The 18927-nt window shown below is 45.0% G+C and carries 23 protein-coding genes; 9 read left to right on the forward strand and 14 right to left on the reverse strand.

Annotated features, from left to right (window positions below; translation table 11 throughout):
- Positions 1 to 30 precede the first annotated feature (30 nt).
- A complete protein-coding gene (locus H2O73_RS10735; protein ID WP_182108919.1) occupies positions 31 to 822 on the forward strand; it encodes a glycosyltransferase family 2 protein in 792 nt (263 codons plus the stop codon).
- Between the two features lie 110 nt (positions 823 to 932).
- Here H2O73_RS10735 and H2O73_RS10740 read toward each other — a convergent pair whose 3' ends face one another.
- On the reverse strand, positions 933 to 1967 hold the full coding sequence (locus H2O73_RS10740; protein WP_182108841.1) for a glycosyltransferase family 9 protein: 1035 nt from the start codon (positions 1965 to 1967) through the stop codon (positions 933 to 935).
- A 106-nt stretch (positions 1968 to 2073) separates the two neighbouring features.
- Here H2O73_RS10740 and coaD point away from each other — a divergent pair, with 106 nt between their 5' ends.
- Complete coding sequence (gene coaD, locus H2O73_RS10745; RefSeq protein ID WP_182108842.1) at positions 2074 to 2568, forward strand: pantetheine-phosphate adenylyltransferase; 495 nt, start codon at positions 2074 to 2076, stop codon at positions 2566 to 2568.
- A 35-nt stretch (positions 2569 to 2603) separates the two neighbouring features.
- Here coaD and H2O73_RS10750 read toward each other — a convergent pair whose 3' ends face one another.
- From H2O73_RS10750 to radC, 6 genes are all read right to left on the reverse strand, one after another.
- Complete coding sequence (locus H2O73_RS10750; RefSeq protein ID WP_182108843.1) at positions 2604 to 3608, reverse strand: NAD-dependent epimerase; 1005 nt, start codon at positions 3606 to 3608, stop codon at positions 2604 to 2606.
- 101 nt (positions 3609 to 3709) lie between these two features.
- Positions 3710 to 4516: a bifunctional DNA-formamidopyrimidine glycosylase/DNA-(apurinic or apyrimidinic site) lyase gene (gene mutM / locus H2O73_RS10755; protein WP_182108844.1), complete on the reverse strand. Its 807-nt coding sequence runs from the start codon at positions 4514 to 4516 to the stop codon at positions 3710 to 3712.
- An 11-nt stretch (positions 4517 to 4527) separates the two neighbouring features.
- Positions 4528 to 5025 carry a hypothetical protein gene (locus H2O73_RS10760; RefSeq protein ID WP_182108845.1) on the reverse strand — a complete coding sequence of 166 codons (498 nt, stop codon included), beginning with the start codon at positions 5023 to 5025 and terminating at the stop codon, positions 4528 to 4530.
- A gap of 123 nt (positions 5026 to 5148) precedes the next feature.
- Positions 5149 to 5319, reverse strand: a complete 171-nt coding sequence (gene rpmG, locus H2O73_RS10765; RefSeq protein WP_182108846.1) for a 50S ribosomal protein L33 — start codon at positions 5317 to 5319, stop codon at positions 5149 to 5151.
- 14 nt (positions 5320 to 5333) lie between these two features.
- On the reverse strand, positions 5334 to 5570 hold the full coding sequence (rpmB, locus tag H2O73_RS10770; protein WP_004728407.1) for a 50S ribosomal protein L28: 237 nt from the start codon (positions 5568 to 5570) through the stop codon (positions 5334 to 5336).
- A gap of 280 nt (positions 5571 to 5850) precedes the next feature.
- Positions 5851 to 6525: a RadC family protein gene (radC, locus tag H2O73_RS10775; RefSeq protein ID WP_182108847.1), complete on the reverse strand. Its 675-nt coding sequence runs from the start codon at positions 6523 to 6525 to the stop codon at positions 5851 to 5853.
- Between the two features lie 340 nt (positions 6526 to 6865).
- Here radC and coaBC point away from each other — a divergent pair, with 340 nt between their 5' ends.
- The 4 genes from coaBC (at position 6866) to lpxM (ending at position 10847) form a co-directional block, all read left to right on the forward strand.
- The gene (gene coaBC / locus H2O73_RS10780) at positions 6866 to 8065 is read left to right on the forward strand and encodes a bifunctional phosphopantothenoylcysteine decarboxylase/phosphopantothenate--cysteine ligase CoaBC (protein WP_182108848.1); all 1200 of its coding nucleotides are present in this window, start codon (positions 6866 to 6868) and stop codon (positions 8063 to 8065) included.
- Between the two features lie 221 nt (positions 8066 to 8286).
- Positions 8287 to 8877: a nucleoid occlusion factor SlmA gene (gene slmA / locus H2O73_RS10785; protein ID WP_182108849.1), complete on the forward strand. Its 591-nt coding sequence runs from the start codon at positions 8287 to 8289 to the stop codon at positions 8875 to 8877.
- Between the two features lie 8 nt (positions 8878 to 8885).
- The gene (lpxL, locus tag H2O73_RS10790; protein WP_182108850.1) at positions 8886 to 9836 is read left to right on the forward strand and encodes an LpxL/LpxP family Kdo(2)-lipid IV(A) lauroyl/palmitoleoyl acyltransferase; all 951 of its coding nucleotides are present in this window, start codon (positions 8886 to 8888) and stop codon (positions 9834 to 9836) included.
- Positions 9837 to 9854: 18 nt separating this feature from the next.
- Positions 9855 to 10847, forward strand: coding sequence for a lauroyl-Kdo(2)-lipid IV(A) myristoyltransferase (gene lpxM / locus H2O73_RS10795; RefSeq protein ID WP_182108851.1), 993 nt, complete (start codon positions 9855 to 9857; stop codon positions 10845 to 10847).
- A gap of 66 nt (positions 10848 to 10913) precedes the next feature.
- Here lpxM and pyrE read toward each other — a convergent pair whose 3' ends face one another.
- On the reverse strand, positions 10914 to 11555 hold the full coding sequence (gene pyrE, locus H2O73_RS10800; protein WP_182108852.1) for an orotate phosphoribosyltransferase: 642 nt from the start codon (positions 11553 to 11555) through the stop codon (positions 10914 to 10916).
- 218 nt (positions 11556 to 11773) lie between these two features.
- Positions 11774 to 12490, reverse strand: coding sequence for a ribonuclease PH (gene rph, locus H2O73_RS10805; RefSeq protein WP_182108853.1), 717 nt, complete (start codon positions 12488 to 12490; stop codon positions 11774 to 11776).
- A 197-nt stretch (positions 12491 to 12687) separates the two neighbouring features.
- On the opposite strand from rph, the gene H2O73_RS10810 reads away from it, so the two are divergent.
- The 3 genes from H2O73_RS10810 to H2O73_RS10820 all read left to right on the forward strand — a co-directional run bounded on the left by H2O73_RS10810 (position 12688) and on the right by H2O73_RS10820 (position 14586).
- Complete coding sequence (locus H2O73_RS10810; protein ID WP_182108854.1) at positions 12688 to 13554, forward strand: YicC/YloC family endoribonuclease; 867 nt, start codon at positions 12688 to 12690, stop codon at positions 13552 to 13554.
- A gap of 193 nt (positions 13555 to 13747) precedes the next feature.
- Entirely contained in the window at positions 13748 to 14218 is a 471-nt protein-coding gene (locus H2O73_RS10815) for a NanQ anomerase/TabA/YiaL family protein (protein WP_182108855.1), read from the forward strand.
- 2 nt (positions 14219 to 14220) lie between these two features.
- The gene (locus H2O73_RS10820; protein WP_182108856.1) at positions 14221 to 14586 is read left to right on the forward strand and encodes a hypothetical protein; all 366 of its coding nucleotides are present in this window, start codon (positions 14221 to 14223) and stop codon (positions 14584 to 14586) included.
- Positions 14587 to 14657: 71 nt separating this feature from the next.
- Here H2O73_RS10820 and H2O73_RS10825 read toward each other — a convergent pair whose 3' ends face one another.
- The 5 genes from H2O73_RS10825 to uxaC all read right to left on the reverse strand — a co-directional run bounded on the left by H2O73_RS10825 (position 14658) and on the right by uxaC (position 18909).
- A complete protein-coding gene (locus H2O73_RS10825; protein WP_438696052.1) occupies positions 14658 to 15173 on the reverse strand; it encodes a YgjV family protein in 516 nt (171 codons plus the stop codon).
- Complete coding sequence (locus tag H2O73_RS10830; RefSeq protein ID WP_182108857.1) at positions 15170 to 15820, reverse strand: hypothetical protein; 651 nt, start codon at positions 15818 to 15820, stop codon at positions 15170 to 15172. Before H2O73_RS10830 ends, H2O73_RS10825 begins: the two co-directional genes overlap by 4 nt.
- 74 nt (positions 15821 to 15894) lie before the next feature.
- A complete protein-coding gene (locus H2O73_RS10835; RefSeq protein ID WP_182108858.1) occupies positions 15895 to 16521 on the reverse strand; it encodes a bifunctional 4-hydroxy-2-oxoglutarate aldolase/2-dehydro-3-deoxy-phosphogluconate aldolase in 627 nt (208 codons plus the stop codon).
- A 31-nt stretch (positions 16522 to 16552) separates the two neighbouring features.
- Positions 16553 to 17488: a sugar kinase gene (locus H2O73_RS10840; RefSeq protein WP_182108859.1), complete on the reverse strand. Its 936-nt coding sequence runs from the start codon at positions 17486 to 17488 to the stop codon at positions 16553 to 16555.
- On the reverse strand, positions 17488 to 18909 hold the full coding sequence (uxaC, locus tag H2O73_RS10845) for a glucuronate isomerase (RefSeq protein ID WP_182108860.1): 1422 nt from the start codon (positions 18907 to 18909) through the stop codon (positions 17488 to 17490). Before uxaC ends, H2O73_RS10840 begins: the two co-directional genes overlap by 1 nt.
- Positions 18910 to 18927 lie beyond the last annotated feature (18 nt).

Raw genomic sequence — 18927 nt, forward strand, 5'->3', positions numbered from 1 at the left:
AAGATAACCAAGCAAATTAAACTTAGAGGTATTGGAGTGAGTAAACCAACTATTGCCGTTGCTCTTATTGTCAAAAATGAAGCTCAACATCTGAAAGCGTGCCTAGATACCGTTCACGACTGGGTCGATGAGATTGTAGTGTTGGACTCTGGCAGTAGCGATAATACCGAAGAGATTGCTCGCGGCTACACAGACAAATTCTATGTAAACCCTCAATGGCCAGGTTTTGGTCCTCAGCGCCAATTGGCTCAATCTTATGTCGAGTCAGACTATGTTTTGTGGCTAGATGCTGATGAACGCGTTACTCCTGAATTAAAAGCAAGCATCTTAGAGGCTGTAGCAAACAACTCTACTAATACCATTTACCAAACAGCGCGATTGAGCTGGGTATTTGGGCGCTACATTAAACACTGCGGTTGGTATCCAGATCGCGTACTGCGCTTATACCCGACTAAGCTAACTCAATATAATGACTCGCTAGTTCATGAAAAAGTGGAAGTGAGCAAAGAGATGCAAGTGGCGAACTTAAAAGGTGATCTGATTCATTTCACCTATAACGATATGAACCACTACTTAGTGAAATCAGCAGGTTACGCAAAAGCGTGGGCAGAGCAGCGCGAGAAAAAAGGTAAGAAGAGCAGTATTTCTCAAGGCATCCTGCACGCCTTAGGCTGTTTTATTAAGATGTACATTGTCAAAGCTGGCTTCTTAGATGGAAAACAGGGCTTCTTGCTATCTATTCTTTCAGCGCACTCCACCTTTGTTAAATACGCAGACCTTTGGATTCGAACTGAAACCGAAAAAATGCCAGAAAAATTCTGATCAAAAAAGCAGCCTCAAATTGGCTGCTTTTTCATTTCGGCTCCACTCACGCTCTATGCATTACATTGTATTGCAACTTAAGTAATCACTGACATTATTAACTTAACCCATTACTTTACCAATGGAGCAATCCACGGCTGAAGTTCGGATAAAACTGAAGTAATATCGACTCTCGACATATCTTCTTGGCTCGATTTGTCATCCGCTTGAGGTGGACAAAAAGCAATATGATTACCCTCTGAGTTTATCGGTAACCAGCGCAATGGTGTTGCTGAGCGCTTACTTGGGAAGAAGCCAACAGTAGGAACATCAATTGCGGCAGCAATATGCAAAGGACCGGTTGAGCCGGCAATGAAGCAGCTCGCACACGCGATCGAGCGAGAGAAATCAACTAAGCCATCATTCTTGTCATACAACGCGGCGTTAATCTCTTTTTCAGCAAGTAACTGTTTTAACTCAGCAGCTTTTTCTTCCTCGCCAGGACCTGCGGTGAGTACCACTTCAAAGCGCCCCTCTATACCACTCACAAGTTCAGTGTATTGCGCTAAAGAGAGGTTATTTGCCGAGCCACCACTCCCCGCATGAACAAATAGCCATGGTTTTTCAACATCTAACTTAAGTTGCTGCGCGAGTTTTTCTCTTTGCTGAATAAGCTCATTGTCAGGGAAAGTCAGATAAGGCGCATTGGGTTCAACCACCTCAACGTTGGTTTCATTTAAAAATGCGCGAATGAGATCGAGGTTATATTGATACTCAGGTTTTGCTGATTGAGAGCGCTTTTGCTTAATGCGTCGGTTATAGAAAATCTGCGCAAACTTGGTGGCAGGTGCAAGGCGATAAGGGATCTTTGCCTTCCAAACCAACTTAGCGTTATAAGTTGTTGAGAATAAATTGATAGAGGCATCAAACTGCTGCTGTTTTAGCGTTTCGACTAACTCTTGCTGCGTTTGTTTGTCGGCGCTTTTGGTTGTATCAAGAATAACGTCATCAATCCATGGGCAAAACTTCGCTAATGCTACGGTATAGTTCGGCACTAAGGCGGTAACATGACAATCTGGTAGCGACTGTTTCAACATGGCGAAACTGGGCCAAGCCAGCATAAAATCTCCAATTTTGTCATTGCGAACTACCAATATTTTTTTCATTGCCTTTTCCTAAATTAACGCGCTGTCTCAATGATAACGGCTTAGTTGGGTAAACGTCAGCCTTTTTGTTACTATATAAGGAGTTACCTTTTTTGAGTGTAGAGCAGTGAGCAAAAAACATTTATCTCGTGTCATTTACCCAGGCACCTTTGATCCTATCACCAATGGTCACTTAGATTTAATCGAACGTTGCGCTGATATGTTTGATGAAGTGATTATTGCTGTTGCTGCTAGCCCAAGCAAAAACACTATGTTCACCTTAGAAGAGCGAGTTCAGTTCGCCCAGCAAGTCACTCGCCACCTAGACAACGTTAGTTCAAAAGGCTTCACTGGCTTAATGGTTGATTTTGCTAAACAAGAAAAAGCGAACGTACTAATCCGTGGTTTAAGAACAACCGTCGATTTTGAGTACGAATTTGGATTGACCAATATGTACCGCCGCTTAATGCCGGGGCTAGAAAGCGTATTCCTCACTCCAGCGGAAGAACACGCATTTATCTCTTCGACCATCGTTCGTGAAGTAGCCATTCATGGTGGGGATGTGACGAGTTTTGTACCAGAAGTTGTCGCTCAAGCACTAAAGCACAAGGCAAAAGTGTAATGGCGAGCCTAAAGGCTCGCCAAAAACGTTAACGTTTAAACTTTAAAATAGTCTTTATACCAGTCAACGAATGCTTGCACACCTTCTCGAACATTAACTTGAGGCTTATAGCCTGTTGCTTTAAATAAGTCTGCCGTATCTGCATAAGTTGCATAAACATCACCAGGCTGCATTGGCATAAAGTTTTTCTTGGCTTCAATACCTAGTGAGGATTCCAAAGATTCAATATAATCCATCAGCTTAACGGGACTACCATTACCAATGTTATAGACCTTATAAGGTGCCGAGCTCGTTGCTGGAGAACCCTGTTCGACAGTCCAATCAATATTCTTTTCAGGAATCACATCTTGAATTCGAACAATGCCTTCTACAATATCGTCGATGTAGGTAAAGTCACGTCTCATATCACCGTTATTATAAACATCGATTGAATCGCCTTTAATTATCGCATTAGTGAATTTAAACAATGCCATATCAGGTCGTCCCCACGGACCATACACAGTAAAGAAACGTAATCCCGTCGTTGGAACGCCATAAAGATGCGAGTATGTATGTGCCATTAACTCATTAGATTTCTTAGTCGCTGCGTATAATGAAATCGGGTGATCAACTGAATCAGCCGTATCAAATGGCATCTTCTGATTCAAACCATAGACAGAGCTAGACGATGCATAGACTAGGTGTTGAATCTTATGGTGTCTGCAACCTTCAAGGATGGTTAAATGTCCAACAAGATTACTATCAGCATAAGCCATTGGGTTATCAATCGAATAACGAACACCAGCCTGAGCTGCTAGATGGATAACTCTATCAAATTTCTGTTCTGCAAAAAGACCTGCAATACCTTCACGATCAGCTAAATCCAACTCAATAAAGGTAAAGTGCTCATGTTCAATTCGTTTTAATCGGTCATGCTTAAGCGATACTTGGTAGTAATCATTTAAATTATCGATACCGACTACTTTATGCCCTAAAGCACATAAACGCTCAGAAACTGCAGATCCAATAAAACCAGCGGCCCCTGTTACCAAATATTTCATAGTCACACTCTCAAAAATTTGTTCCACTCCATTGTAGCGGACACATATTTGTTCCATCGAACTTTTTATTACTAAAAAACTAGCTTTTCATTTTTAACACGCTATTTCTGACACTCCGAGCAAAAAAACGTATTTCGTTGTGCTATTTTCTGCTCTTCAATCGCTTCACCGCAGCTTAAGCACGCTTCTCCAGCTTTACCATACACTTGCAGTTCTTGAGCAAAGTAGCCCGGTTTGCCATCTGCTTGAGAAAAGTCTTTTAAAGTGGTGCCACCTTGCTTAATCGCCGTTGCCAATACGGTTTTAATTTCCGCAACAAGCTTACGCCACTCATCTAGAGTTAGACTTCCTGCCGGGCGAGTTGGGTGAATTCTGGCAGCAAACAAAGATTCACTGGCGTAAATATTACCGACGCCGACAACAATTTTGTTATCCATAACAAATTGCTTAATGGTGACTCGCTTATTGACGGCTTTCTCTAGCATATACTCCGAATTAAACTCATCCGTCAGAGGCTCTGGTCCCATACGTCCTAAAACTGCGTGCGTACCATCTTCGCTCCATAGCCAAGCCCCAAATCGACGCGGGTCGTTGTAACGCAACACCTTGCCATTACTCAGTTTTAGATCAACGTGATCATGTTTGCCCGGAGCAATCTCCGCATCCAATACTCGCAAAGAGCCCGACATACCTAAGTGAACAATGGCGCACCCTACATCCGTTTCTATCACTAAGTATTTAGCGCGGCGACGAATATTACGAATCACCAGCCCTTCCATCTGCTTTAACTCAAGCGGAATGTCCCAACGCAGTTTTGGGGTGCGAAATGTGAGCGTTTGAATCGTTTGTCCGACTAAATGAGGCGAAATGCCCATACGACTAACTTCAACTTCAGGTAATTCAGGCACACGACTCTCCTTTAATTGCTGTGGGATGAAGACACTTCAGGGAATAGATAACTCTTATCTACCGTCACCGCGATCCACTTATCTTGCCAATTTTTGAGTAACCAAAACTGCGGTAATTGATAAAAAGTGATCCTTTGCGGCTCTTCCTGATCGAGATACCACGCCTCAATTGAACTGGGTGATGACAAATTAGCTTTGAGTGATTGGTATTGCTCGTCTGAAATTTCAGTACCAACAAGCGAGATCCATCGCTGTGCCAGATCTTTAGGCTCAATTGATGAAGGTGTACTGAGTATCCAATTTTGCTGCTGGTAAGTTAATGACCACTTACTGCTATAGAGCGATTTTAATTGCTGACTAGGGTCGAGCAGATAAGAGTGTTCACTCTCTGGTGGCGCATCGATAAGATAATTTTTGATAAGCGTTGGCAGGTTAAGCAGCAGCATAAAAGCCACTACTCCAAGAATAAGGAGGTTGTTCCAACGACGGCGACGGGAGGTCGATTGCATACTTCAATCCTAAATTAGCTATCTAGCTGAAGTATATGGGAGTTTTAGATAATAAAAAACCCAACTAAAAAGTTGGGTTTTTTCGATTCATACTTCTATTAAGAAGCAACAAAGAAAAATCAATTACTTGATTTTAGCTTCTTTGTACATAACGTGTTGACGAACTACAGGATCAAATTTCTTGATCTCGAATTTGCCAGGCATGTTACGTTTGTTCTTGTCAGTTGTGTAGAAGTGACCAGTATCTGCAGAAGATACTAGACGAATTTTCTCACGAACGCCTTTCTTTGCCATTTGCCTATTTCCTCTTAAACGTTTTCGCCACGTGCACGAATGTCAACAAGAACAGCATCGATGCCTTTCTTATCAATAATGCGCATACCTTTTGCAGTAAGGCGTAGTTTAACAAAACGTTTTTCGCTCTCTACCCAGAAACGATGAGTTTGTAGGTTCGGCAGAAAACGACGCTTAGTAGCATTTCGTGCGTGTGAACGGTTGTTACCCGTTACTGGACGCTTACCAGTTACTTGGCATACTCGTGACATATAATGTCTTCTCCAAAATCGTTTCAGCTCGATATCAACCTTGGTGGCCGAACCTCTTCTATTTCTAAACAGAAGGATAGAGGTTTAGATCCGCTATAGAAAGTCTATACAAGGCTATCAAAGGTCGCGCATTATACTAACTTGATTAGCATTGCTCAAGACCCGAACAGATCCTTTTTACAAATTTCAGTGATCTTTTTTTAAGCAGAGCTGAATTTAGTCTAAAAAATGTCGGGGGATTGTACTCAGAATTCACCAAACTCACAACTAAAATTGTGATTCAAATCCAACCACGTTCGGCAAATGAAATTACTTCTCCATCTCCCACCACAAAATGGTCGAGAATTCGTATCTCAACCAACGCCAGCGCATCACATAATCGTCGTGTTATGCGTCGGTCCGATTGGCTAGGCTCCGCAATGCCTGAAGGGTGGTTATGCGCCAGTATTAACGCGGCAGCATTGTGCTCTAAAGCGCGCTTAACTACCTCTCTTGGGTAGACCGACGCGGAATCAATCGTGCCTTCAAACATCACTTCAGAACTGATCACTCGGTGTTGATTATCCAAAAACAGAATATAGAAAGCTTCACGCTGGCGATCACGCAATAAACTAGAGAGATATAATTTTGTCTGCTGTGGGCTGGTTAACGCCTCTCCACGCTGTAAAGTTTCACTTAAATAGCGCTGCGACATCTCTAAACATGCCTGCAATTGCACATAAGTTGCTTTGCCTAAACCTTTATGGGTACAAAACTCCATCTCAGACGCCGCAAAAAGATTTCTCAGAGATCCAAAGTCCGCAATTAAAAACTCGGCTAGCTGCAAGACATTCATCCCTTGCGTGCCAGTGCGTAGAAATATCGCGAGCAGTTCAACATCATTCAACGAATGAGGTCCATGAGAAAGTAACTTTTCTCTTGGCATCAATGCATCTGGTAAGTTTTTTATCCCCATTGCAGCTCTCTGTTAAAAAAGACACCCTTATTGGACAAAATAAAAGTGCGAAGCCGAAATCGACTTTCACTTTTCTCACTCAACTTAACAATGCTATGTAACTGTCAAACTCATCATTGATTGGGATCTTCTATCGCACCACTCTATTTCGAACAAACCAAGTTCAAGCAACCAAGCTTCTTAAATTCGCCTCAAACCTGTGCAGCAACCAATCAAGACCTGAATATTTTTACGACTAATCTTCACTTATTTGATTGAGATTCATATCTGGCGAGACAAGCAAAGTTAATACAAAGACGGGTTGTGATATTATCTGCCGCAATATTTTGGAGAAATAACAATGCAAACACTCGCAGGTAAAAAGATTTTACTCGGCATTAGCGGTGGTATTGCCGCGTACAAATGTGCTGAATTGACTCGTCGTTTAATTGAACGAGGCGCTCAGGTTCAAGTTGTCATGACCAAGGCAGCAAAAGAGTTCATTACCCCACTCACCATGCAAGCGGTTTCCGGGCGCACAGTCTCCCATAGCTTGCTTGATCCTGCGGCAGAAGCTTCTATGGGTCATATTGAACTGGCTAAATGGGCAGATTTAGTTTTACTGGCACCTGCGACTGCCGATTTAATTGCACGCGTAGCAGCTGGCATGGGTAATGACTTACTCTCTACGTTAGTACTTGCTAGCGACGCACCGATTGCAGTTTCTCCAGCAATGAATCAGCAAATGTATTGCAACCAAGCAACTCAAGAAAATATCGCCACGCTTAAGCGTCGTGGTATGCACATTTGGGGTCCCGCGGCAGGCGAGCAAGCCTGTGGTGATGTTGGTCCTGGTCGCATGCTTGAACCAATGCAGCTTGTGGCGCTGTGTGAGCAGTTTTGGGGTGAAAAGCCGCTACAAGGTAAATCCATCTTAATCAGCGCAGGTCCAACTCGTGAAGCGATTGATCCAGTGCGCTACATCAGCAATCACAGTTCAGGAAAAATGGGCTTCGCGCTTGCGCAAGCGGCTCACTCACTTGGTGCTAACGTCAAGTTAGTCAGTGGTCCGGTATCACTGGCGACGCCTCAAGGTTGTGAGCGAGTCGATGTAGAAAGCGCACTCGAAATGCACCAAGCGGTGATGGATAACGCCAGTCAGCATGATGTTTTTATCAGCTGCGCTGCAGTGGCAGACTACCGCCCAGAGACGGTTGCCGACAATAAACTGAAAAAGACCGACGATAGTGATGCGATGACCGTCACCATGGTCAAAAACCCAGATATCGTGGCATCTGTCGCGGCAATGACGGAAAACCGACCGTTTACCGTTGGCTTTGCCGCAGAAACACAGAATGTAAAACAATATGCGCTGAGCAAGTTAACCCGTAAAAACCTCGACATGATCTGTGCGAATGATGTCTCGCAGCAAGGTCAAGGGTTTAATAGTAACGATAATGCGATTACCGTATACTGGCAAGAAGGTGAGCAGTCACTCACTCTTGCCTCAAAACAACAAATTGCACAACAAATTCTGCAGATTATTGCTGACAAGCTGTAATCTAGAGTTCTTATTTTTTGAGCTATACCCGTCCTACTTGAAGTTGCAGCGGTGTTGACCGGCACTCTCAAACCTCATCACATAGCGCATCTATGCTCAGAGGCTTTGTTCGCTTGTCACCTACCTGCATCTCTAAGTTGTTTGGGTATAATTACCCTGCCTTTTTTATAAGGTGGGGAAAACATTTCTTTGCTAAAAAGTGGTAACAAAAGGAAGCGTTCATGGCTGTAACACGAAAAACCAATCGCCGAGAAGAAATCTTGCAAGCCCTGGCACAAATGTTGGAATCTAACGAGGGAGCCTCTCGTATTACAACCGCCAAACTGGCAAAGCAAGTTGGCGTTTCAGAAGCTGCGCTCTACCGACACTTTCCAAGTAAAGCTCGCATGTTTGAAGGGCTGATTGAATTTATCGAAGAGTCTTTGATGTCGCGTATTAACCGCATCTTAGATGAAGAGAAAGACACCCTAACTCGAATTCGATTGGTGCTACAATTAATACTCGTGTTTGCTGAGCGTAACCCGGGCTTAACTCGTATTCTATCTGGTCATGCATTGATGTTTGAAAACGAACGTCTACGTGAGCGAATCAATCAACTATTCGAACGTATTGAGACTTCACTACGCCAGATCCTACGCGAGCGAAAATTACGCGAAGGTAAATCATTCCCTGTTGATGAAAGTATTCTTGCTGCCCAACTGCTTGGTCAAGTAGAAGGAAGCCTAAACCGTTTCGTTCGTTCTGATTTTAAATATCAGCCGACAGCGAACTTTGAAGAATACTGGGCATTACTTAGCGCACAAATTGTTTAAAGAAGAATATGAAAAAAAGAACTCACGTCGAAAAGCCTGAGTTTACTCTCGCTTTACTCCATCCTAAACATTGGGGTGTCTGGTTAGGGTTTGGGTTATTAGCCCTACTGGTCAATTTACTCCCATACGCCCTACTTTATAGGCTGGGTCGCGGTATTGGTCTGCTGGGCATGAAGCTCGGTAAATCCCGTGCCAAAATCGCACATCGTAACCTTGAGCTCGCTTTCCCTGATATGGAAAAGCAAGAGCTTGAGAGAATGGTAACGGAGAACTTCAAAAATACCGGCATGGCGCTGATTGAAACGGGGATCACCTGGTTTTGGCCGACTTGGCGCTTTAAGCGCATTTTAGTTGCGAAAGACATTGCCACACTTGAGTCTTTACGAGCAGAAGGCAAAGGGGTGTTGCTTTGCTGCGTACACGCCTTAAACCTAGAGATCACCGCTCGTGCTTTTGGTGTACTGGGTTTGCAAGGTTATGGCGCCTATCGTCCACACACCAACCCAGCTTATGAGTTTATCCAATACCGTGGTCGAACTCGTAACGGCAACCAACTGATTTATCGCCGCGATTTAAAGCAGATGATTCGTGTGCTGCGTGAAGGTGAGCGCTTATTCTATTTACCGGACCAAGATTATGGTCACAACAAATCGGTCTTTGTGCCATTCTTTGCGGTTGAAGAAGCCTGTACCACCACCGGCACCAGCATTCTTTCTTCCACCAGCAAATGTGCGATTGTCACTGGCTCTGGTTTTAGAAACAGCGCCGGTAAATACGACATCATAGCTAATCCGCGTATTGACTTGGATTACCCTAAAAAAGATGACATTGCGGCGGCTGCGTATATGAACCACTATATTGAACAAGTGATTATGCGCGCTCCTGAGCAGTGGCTATGGCTACACAAACGATTTAAATCGATGCCAGATGAAACACAAACTAACTCTCGCTACCTCTAAATTAGGTTTTTTGCTGCCATGAGTGATACTCAAAAAAATAGTACCGATAAATACATCCACAACCCGACTTTTCAGTGGTCGTTTTTGCACCCGAAACACTGGGGAACTTGGATAGGTATCTTCTTTGCTGCCATCTTTGCCTTTATGCCTGCTAAGTGGCGTGATCAAATGGCAAGAAAACTCTCTATTTTCGTTATTCGCAAGAATGGTCGCGTGGTACGAAGAGCTCGAGTAAACCTTAAATTTTGCTTCCCAGAAAAGTCAGATGAAGAAAGGCAATTCATTCTTGAAGAAACCTTTGTTAAAGCTGCGCAATACTTGCTGGCGTATTCAGAGTTCTTAGTTCGCTCAACGAAACACAACCAAAACCGCGGCGTCATGATTGGCGAGGAAAACATCATTCCTCTACTGGATGCCAAAGAGCCGGTTATTATTCTGGCACCACACGCTTGGGCGGTTGATTACCCAGCGGTAATGCTTGCAGCAAGAGGCTACAAAATTACTACCATCATGAAGCCACAAAGAAACCCAATTGGTGACTGGCTAATGCAGGTACAACGCATGCAATATGGCGGTCGTATTTTTGCCCGTGAAGCAGGGGTAAAACCGTTTGTGCGTTCAATCAAAGACGGCTATGTCGGCTACTGGTTACCGGATGAAGACTTTGGTGAAGCAGTTTCTGTTTTCGTACCCTTCTTTGGCACTGAAAAAGCAACGTTAAAAGGTTTTGGTAAAATGGCCCGCCTTTCAAAAGCGAAGGTTGTTCCTATCCTACCGGCATACAATGACAAAACTGGTAAGTACGAAGTGCACATTCTACCTGCGTTAGAAAACTTCCCGACCGGTGATGAAGAGCAAGATGCTCGCGCAATGAATAAAGCGATTGAAGACTTAGTCTCCCCTCGCCCAGAGCAGTACATGTGGAACTTATCACTGCTTAAGACCCAGCGAGACGGTCGTGAAATTTACGACAACTCGGATAAGGGTGATCGTGATCTAAGCGCCCAATAGCGTCGAAGCTGACAGAAAAAGAAAAGGCTGAGCATTGCTCAGCCTTTTTCGTTTTTAGAACAGAAATTAAATGCCGTACTCAGCGCGGTAAGTTTTTACGGCTTCTAGGTGCTCAGTGTTGTCGCCTTTCTCTTCTAAGTAAGTGATAAGGTCCATTAGGCTAACGATAGAGATAATCTCACAGTTAAAGTCACGTTCTACTTCTTGAATCGCAGAAAGCTCGCCTTTGCCTTTCTCTTGACGGTCAATAGCCACTAAAACACCCGCAAGGTCTGCACCATTCGCTTGGATAATTTCCATCGACTCACGAATTGCCGTACCGGCAGTGATCACATCGTCCACCAGCATAATACGCCCTTCAAGCGCACTACCAACTAGGTTGCCACCTTCACCGTGATCTTTTGCTTCTTTACGGTTAAAGCAGTAAGGCGTGTCGATATCATGGTGATCTGCCAGTGCTACCGCTGTGGTTGTAGCGATTGGAATACCTTTGTAAGCTGGGCCAAATAACACATCAAACTCAATACCAGAGTCAGCCAACGCCGCTGCATAGAAACGACCTAGACGCGCCAAATCACGACCGGTATTGAACAAGCCAGCGTTAAAGAAATACGGGCTTTTACGACCTGATTTCAAAGTAAACTCACCAAACTTCAAAACTTCTTTCTCTAGTGCAAATTCAATAAATTCACGCTGGTATGCTTTCATCATTCACTCTCTAATTAAAGGTCTAGCTTCCCTAGACTATGCATAAAAAATAATGGGCATTTTCTAAATAGATGGCTTCAAGGCTAGGCAGCAAGCTTTCTCGTCCCTATGAGCATACACAAGTATGTGATTAGGGTGAGTAAGCGAAGCGAACAACGCATTGAAGATATCTATAACGAAAATAAAAAAATAGCTTCCGGATGGAAGCTATCTAATAATTAATTTTCCAACGCCGCCTTCTGCGCCGTGACAATCTCTGCAATACCTTTGCTCGCCGATTCTAACAGCGCCAGCAACTGTGTATGCGTAAACGGTTCGCCTTCCGCAGTGCCTTGCACTTCGATCATGCGACCATCTTCTGTCATCACAACATTCATATCGGTATCGGCTGCTGAGTCTTCAACGTATTCCAAATCACAAAGAACATCTTCACCTAGCAGACCAACTGACACAGCGGCTACGTGACCTTTCATTGGGTTGCTCTTAATCTTACCGTTATCGATAAGGTGTTGGAATGCGTCTGCCAGTGCCACACTTGCACCAGAGATAGAAGCTGTACGTGTGCCGCCATCTGCTTGGATAACGTCACAATCGACAGTGATCATAAACTCACCCATCGCTTCTAAATCAACAACAGCGCGTAGGCTACGTGCGATCAGACGTTGGATTTCCATCGTACGACCACCTTGCTTACCATTGGCAGCTTCGCGACGAGTACGTGAGTGAGTTGCACGTGGCAACATACCGTATTCTGCCGTTACCCAGCCTTTACCTTTGCCTTTTAGCCAACGTGGCACGCTATCTTCAATAGATGCATTACAAAGAACTTTGGTGTTACCAAACTCAACAAGTACAGAGCCTTCAGCATATGCTGTGTAGTTACGAGTAATTTTAATTGGGCGAACTTGATCCGCCTTGCGATCGTTTGGACGCATGGGCATCTACCTTTATTTGCAGGGGGAGACGTTTTGGTTGGAGCAGGATTATAGCGGAAAAGAGTCACGCTGGCGAGCACGAGTGCAATCACAATTCAATCACTTAACGTTAAAGCCCCATTGAATAAAAGGATTCAGTGGCTAATTGTGCTACTATCTCGAGGTTAATTTTCAGCATTTATAGACAGGAAAATTCGATGATCTACAGTATGACGGCTTATGCCCGTAAAGAGATTAAAGCTGATTGGGGTACTGCTGTATGGGAAATCCGCAGCGTTAACCAACGTTACCTAGAAACCTACTTCCGTTTGCCTGAGCAGTTCCGTGGTCTTGAGCCCGTTCTGCGTGAGCGTTTTCGCCAGCGCCTAGCGCGCGGTAAAGTGGAATGCCACCTACGCTTTGAAGCAAACCCAGCAGCACAAGGCGAGTTAACCATTAACGAAACACTGGCTAAGCAAGTAATTAAAGCGGCTGAGCAAGTGATGCACATGACGGGTGAACTAAGTCGCATCAACCCATTTCAAATTATGCAATGGCCTGGTGTGATGGAAACACCTGAACAAGACATGGATGCGGTCAATAAAGACCTACTCACAGGTTTTGATGAGGCAATTGCTGAGTTTATTGACGCTCGTGGTCGTGAAGGCGACAACATGAAAGCGCTAATCGAACAACGTCTGACTGCCATTACTGATGAAGTAGTGAAAGTGCGTGCTCGCATGCCAGAAATCCTAACTTGGCAACGTGAACGTCTATTTAATAAGTTTGAAGACGCGAAAGTAGAACTAGACGCTTCTCGTGTTGAGCAAGAGCTGATTATTCTGGCACAAAAATCTGACGTCGCTGAAGAGCTTGACCGTCTAGATTCACACGTTAAAGAAACCACCAACATTTTGAAGAAAGGTGGCGCTGTTGGCCGTCGTCTCGACTTTATGATGCAAGAGTTTAACCGTGAGTCGAACACGCTGGCTTCTAAATCTATCAGTACTGACATCACCGCTTCAGGTGTGGAACTAAAAGTGCTGATCGAACAGATGCGCGAACAAATTCAGAATATCGAATAACCGCCTTCGCCCCTCTTTCAAACTATGATTTGGCAGAGGGGCAAACTGACTTTCCTGGCTAAATTCACACCTCTAAGCAAACTAATTTTTGATCCGCTTCTCCTTCCTTAGCAAATCTGGTCAACCAATTTAACTGAGCATCTTATAATTAGGCTTTCTAACACGACCGCCTAAGTGGTTAATGAGGTATAGAGTGTTTAAAGGCAACTTGTCTGAGCTGGCGAATTACCAGCACCTTCCGACTAAGCTGTTCAAGGTAATTGAACAAGTCAAACAGCACCTAAGCGAATCTGTTGAGAATGGTCGCTATCCAATTGAAGGCGATGATGTCTTTTTCTTCATCGTCGACGACAATACACAACAACTCAACGAACGTAGGTCTGAATGCCACCGTAAATACGTTGATGTACAAATTTTGCTTGCTGGTGAAGAGCGCTATGGCTACAGCTTGCAACCATTCAAAAGCATCGCCGAAGATATGCTAGAAAAGCGTGACATCGCATTTAGCGAAGACATTATTGATGAACAGTTTACCGATCTTGGTGTAAATGATTTCATCATCTTCAACGTTGCACAGCCACACCGTCCACTTGTCGCGATTGACCAGCCAATGCCGGTACGCAAAGCCATTATTAAACTAGCCAACGACTGGCTGGAGGCATGAGCATGCATACTCTTTCTTGGAACGATAACAATATTCCTCACCAAATTGCCTTGGAAGAAGAAGGACCACACACGCGCATTGAAATGCGTATTGTCAAAGACATTGAGCCAGAAGTGATTGGCTTAAGTGTTGATTGGCCAATGGAGAAGCTCATTGACGCATGGCAAGGGGCTGCGATGCCAGTATCACAAGCATTTGACGATGGGGAGCTGTTCTCTCACGTTCGCGTACTTTTCAATCTAGAAAATGGCTGCGTGATCTGGATGGTAAACCACATCAAAATGCCTTGTGGTAACAAGATGTCTACCGACCGATTGGCTTGGGTCCCTGCGATGCATGGTAAAGATGGCAAGTTAAGCGCAATCTAATTCGCCAAGATCCCGCCGATAACCGTATAAAAAAACCGAGCGACTTCAGCTCGGTTTTTTTATGCTTTGCATTAAGCAGGCGTTCGTAAACCCGTTCTATACATGCGTAAAATGGTGAGGCTATTGACGATGATAAACGTCAGTTCCATCAACGTACCACCAATTGAACCGAGCAATAAATTATTAGTCACCCAGCAGAAAGAGTTGAACATCACCAACAGGCGCATTTGAATGCCTTGGGTTTTAAATAGCGCCCATGTCGCCACTGATGAGCCAAAGATCGTCAACAATTCATAAGAGTGCTCCAACTGCGGCACCCCCATCACCCAAAGCATGGCGATAAAGAACAACATCACTGGTGTGGATTGCGTCTTGGTCGACGCATAACTACGAATGGCACTGATGCCACAACCGAATGCGGCAACCAAAGCCCCCATCATTATAAAGTGACTGCAAAGGACAACCTGAAACACCATCAAATGGAGACGAAATCGCCGCCCATCACTGTGTAAAAAAGCCGTCGCGCCAATAACAAATGCCACCATGCCGATCGCTTGAGCTAAATTCCATTCAGGCAAAACCATCATGCTGACTCTCCTAGCTCAGCGATGAGAAAGTCGATACAGAGCTTAGGGCTAGTAAGCACTCGAGCTTGCAATGTTTCAGCCAGTAGTGACAATGCCGGAGACATTGACGCTTGCGCCAAAACAACACACTCATCATCAATGCATTTCTGCACAATGTAATCAGCAATGGTTTGGCTATAGGTATCAATTTTCCCATTGAGGTAATGCTGCCACGCTTGTGGAATCACGACCACTTGTGCTTGTTCAGAGAGTTGAGACGGGTACTCAGCCAACAATGACATGGTGGGTTCGATGGTTGTTTCTAATGCCGCGAGAACCGTAAGCTGCTTCGCTTTACTTGCTACAATCGCCATCGGTCTATCAACTCGAATGACTCGTGCGTGCTTGGTTTGTGCTTGTTCCGCCATGCGCCCAATGCTTGAGCAGGTACAAACAATCCAATCTGCACCTTGCGCTTCTAACTGCAATACTTGCTGTGCAACTTGCGCAGCGAGTACCTCATCCAAACCCGTTTGGCTAGCATACTCCAGCAACTGTGGCGCACTATGGTGAACAACTGTGGCGAAATTTGGCAATCGACTACGTTGAATAAAACCGTCAAACAAAGTTTCATTCGCCGCCAAGGTATGTAAAAACGCGACCTGCATTGCACACTCCTTAAAAAGGCCTCCCTAGGGAAGCCTTATCAATGTCTTGCTCTATAAATAGATGGTTCGCTCGACTATTTAACCAGATCTGCCGCTTCGCGAGCTAAACGACCAATCTCATCCCAACGACCTTCGTTGATCATCGCTTTATCAACCATCCAAGTACCACCACATGCCAGTACACGGTCAACCGCTAAGTAGTCGTTAACGTTTTTAGGGCTGATGCCGCCAGTAGGCATGAACTGGATTTGCGTGTAAGGACCAAGCAGTGATTTCAGCATATTGATGCCACCAGAAGCTTCTGCAGGGAAGAACTTAAGCGTAGTTAGACCCATCTCAATCGCAGCTTCTACTGCACTTGGGTTGTTAACACCCGGTACGATATCAATACCAATTTCACGACATGCATTGACTGTATTTGGGTTAAAGCCTGGAGAAACCACAAAAGTTGCACCCGCATCTTTTGCTGCTTGTGCTTGCTCACGGTTTAGTACGGTACCCGCGCCAATTAGCATCTCAGGTTGAGCTTCACGTAGTAGGCGAATTGCTTCTACTGCTGCATCTGAGCGGAAAGTAATTTCTGCGGCTGGCAAACCATTTTCAGCCAGCGCTTTGCCTAGAGGAATAATGTCTTCTGCACGGTCAATGGCGATTACTGGGATAACTTTAATAGCTGCAAGCTGTTGTGCAATAGTTGTCATGAGTGTTCCTTGCTATAAATTTGGTAGAAAGTTACGCGAAGCTAATCGCATCGGTTGCGTGTTTCGGGATAATCGCGCCTTTATGTTGGATGACGATACCCGCTAGCTGGTGTCCTTGACGCGAGCACTGCTCAGCATCTTTGTCTTGTAGGTATCCAGCTAAGAAACCCGCATTAAATGAGTCACCCGCTGAAGTGGTGTCCACTACATGCTCAACAGGTGTGGTTGCAATAGTTTGGCGAGAGCCTGCAACGAAATCTTGGTAATGGTTGCCTTTAGCACCCATTTTCACTACCGCTTTTTTTACGCCAGCCGCTTGAAGACGACTCAGTGTTTCTTCTTCATCACCATCGCCCCAAAGCGCTTGCTCATCATCATTGGTCACTAACGCTAAGTCAGTAATTTCGAGCAGTTGGCGGTAGCATTCACGCGCTTCGTCTGCATCGCGCCATAACGCTGGTCGGTAGTTGGAATCAAACGCTATCTCGACACCTTGCTCACTCAATTGGCTTAACAGCTCAATCAAACGAAGGCGATCTTGTTGTGGCAGAATCGCTAAGCTAATACCGCTTAGATAGACCATGTCAACATTAGCCAGCGCCGCTTCCACCTGAGCAAACTCTTGGTGTTGCAACATGTAGCGCGCCGCAGATTGGTTGCGCCAGTAAAGGAAAGTACGTTCGCCTTGCTCATCAAGTTGGATTAGGTACAGGCCCGGTTGACGAGAGTGATCACGCAGTACCAAATCCGTACTCACACCTTCCGCTTGCCAACGTTCAATCATGCCATCGCTGATTGCATCACAACCCAGAGCGGAGACGTACTCTACTGATATTTTTTCACCCGCACAGCGCGCAAGGTAAACCGCGGTATTGAGCGAATCCCCACCGTAAGCTTGAGTCATGGCGCCAAAAGGCGCGCCATTTAACTCAATCATGCATTCACCAAGTAAGGCGATACGTTTCATTATTTCTCTCCAGGTAGAGTGAAGTACGTTTTCGCGTTTTGGTAACAGATGTCTTGCACCATCTTACCTAGCATCGGCACATCACGTGGTACTTCGCCGTTCTCAGCCCATTGACCAATCATATTACAAAGAATTCGACGGAAATATTCATGACGAGTGTATGAAAGGAAGCTACGTGAGTCTGTTAGCATACCAACAAATTGGCTTAGTAAGCCTAATTGCGATAGCTGCTGCATTTGACGTTCCATGCCATCTTTCTGGTCATTGAACCACCAGCCGGAGCCGAACTGAATCTTGCCAGCCACGCCGCCACCTTGGAAGTTACCAATCATGGTTGCCATCATTTCATTATCGCGTGGGTTTAAGCAGTAAAGAATGGTCTTAGGAAGTTCGTTAGTCACATCCATCGCATCCATTAAGCAAGCCAGTTGCAATGCAAATGGACGGTCGCCGACAGAGTCGAAGCCAACATCCGCGCCCAGTAAACGGAACATGCGCGTGTTGTTGTTGCGCTGCGCACCAATGTGAAGCTGCATCACCCAGTTGCGTTTTGCGTATTGAGTACCTAGCCACACTTGTACCGCAGTGCAGAATTGATCAATTTCAAGTTCAGTGAGGGTTTCACCCGCTAGGCGACGCGCAAGAATACTGTCGAGTGTGCTTTCAGCAGGCACCGCAGCAAAGCGTACGATTTCAATGCCGTGGTCAGCCGCACGACAGCCATGTGCGTTAAAGTGCTCTAAGCGGCGCTCTAGAGCCGTTAATAGATCGGCAAAACGGGTAATTTCAACATCCGCTACTTCACCAAGCAGTGTCATGTATTCCGCAAAACCATCAAGCTCGATCTTAAATGCGCGGTCAGGACGCCAGCTTGGTGCCACTTCCACATCAAAACTGTCATCTTCTGCAATTGCTTTGTGGTACTCCAGCGTATGAATTGGGTCATCGGTTGTGCCCGCCATCACCACATTCATTTGCTTCATGATGCCACGCGCAGAAAACTCAGGCGTTGCTAGTAGCTCATTACATTCATGCCAAATTTCATCGGCTGTTTCAGGACCAAACAACTTACCAGTGACACCAAATGGGCGACGAAGCTCTAGGTGAGTCCAGTGGTATAGCGGGTTACCTAAAGTTTGCGGAACGGTCTTTGCCCATGCTTGGAACTTTTCGTAATCTGATGTTTCTTTACCCGTGATCAGTGACTCTGGCACACCCGCAGAGCGCATACCGCGCCATTTGTAGTGATCACCCTCAAGCCAAATTTGACCAAGGTTGTCGAATTGACGGTTCTCAGCCACTTCTTTTGGATTGAGATGACAGTGGTAATCATAGATTGGCATCGCTTTCGCGTAGTCATGGTATAGCTCACGAGCGATGTCATTCGATAGTAAGAAATCTTCACACAAAAAGTTTTTCATTTTCTACTCCATTGGCGC

Origin of the sequence: Vibrio marinisediminis, from assembly GCF_014050145.1 — a bacterium.
GTDB classification, from domain to species: domain Bacteria; phylum Pseudomonadota; class Gammaproteobacteria; order Enterobacterales; family Vibrionaceae; genus Vibrio; species Vibrio marinisediminis.

Excerpts from the sequence above, each read along its gene's own strand:
- H2O73_RS10740 (WP_182108841.1), bottom strand. The coding sequence starts at position 1,967 with ATGAAAAAAATATTGGTAGTTCGCAATGACAAAATTGGAGATTTTATG.
- H2O73_RS10750 (WP_182108843.1), bottom strand. The coding sequence starts at position 3,608 with ATGAAATATTTGGTAACAGGGGCCGCTGGTTTTATTGGATCTGCAGTT.
- H2O73_RS10760 (WP_182108845.1), bottom strand. The coding sequence starts at position 5,025 with ATGCAATCGACCTCCCGTCGCCGTCGTTGGAACAACCTCCTTATTCTT.
- rpmG (WP_182108846.1), bottom strand. The coding sequence starts at position 5,319 with ATGGCAAAGAAAGGCGTTCGTGAGAAAATTCGTCTAGTATCTTCTGCA.
- rpmB (WP_004728407.1), bottom strand. The coding sequence starts at position 5,570 with ATGTCACGAGTATGCCAAGTAACTGGTAAGCGTCCAGTAACGGGTAAC.
- radC (WP_182108847.1), bottom strand. The coding sequence starts at position 6,525 with ATGGGGATAAAAAACTTACCAGATGCATTGATGCCAAGAGAAAAGTTA.
- coaBC (WP_182108848.1), top strand. The coding sequence starts at position 6,866 with ATGCAAACACTCGCAGGTAAAAAGATTTTACTCGGCATTAGCGGTGGT.
- slmA (WP_182108849.1), top strand. The coding sequence starts at position 8,287 with ATGGCTGTAACACGAAAAACCAATCGCCGAGAAGAAATCTTGCAAGCC.
- lpxL (WP_182108850.1), top strand. The coding sequence starts at position 8,886 with ATGAAAAAAAGAACTCACGTCGAAAAGCCTGAGTTTACTCTCGCTTTA.
- lpxM (WP_182108851.1), top strand. The coding sequence starts at position 9,855 with ATGAGTGATACTCAAAAAAATAGTACCGATAAATACATCCACAACCCG.
- pyrE (WP_182108852.1), bottom strand. The coding sequence starts at position 11,555 with ATGAAAGCATACCAGCGTGAATTTATTGAATTTGCACTAGAGAAAGAA.
- rph (WP_182108853.1), bottom strand. The coding sequence starts at position 12,490 with ATGCGTCCAAACGATCGCAAGGCGGATCAAGTTCGCCCAATTAAAATT.
- H2O73_RS10810 (WP_182108854.1), top strand. The coding sequence starts at position 12,688 with ATGATCTACAGTATGACGGCTTATGCCCGTAAAGAGATTAAAGCTGAT.
- H2O73_RS10820 (WP_182108856.1), top strand. The coding sequence starts at position 14,221 with ATGCATACTCTTTCTTGGAACGATAACAATATTCCTCACCAAATTGCC.
- H2O73_RS10825 (WP_438696052.1), bottom strand. The coding sequence starts at position 15,173 with ATGATGGTTTTGCCTGAATGGAATTTAGCTCAAGCGATCGGCATGGTG.
- H2O73_RS10830 (WP_182108857.1), bottom strand. The coding sequence starts at position 15,820 with ATGCAGGTCGCGTTTTTACATACCTTGGCGGCGAATGAAACTTTGTTT.
- H2O73_RS10835 (WP_182108858.1), bottom strand. The coding sequence starts at position 16,521 with ATGACAACTATTGCACAACAGCTTGCAGCTATTAAAGTTATCCCAGTA.
- H2O73_RS10840 (WP_182108859.1), bottom strand. The coding sequence starts at position 17,488 with ATGAAACGTATCGCCTTACTTGGTGAATGCATGATTGAGTTAAATGGC.
- uxaC (WP_182108860.1), bottom strand. The coding sequence starts at position 18,909 with ATGAAAAACTTTTTGTGTGAAGATTTCTTACTATCGAATGACATCGCT.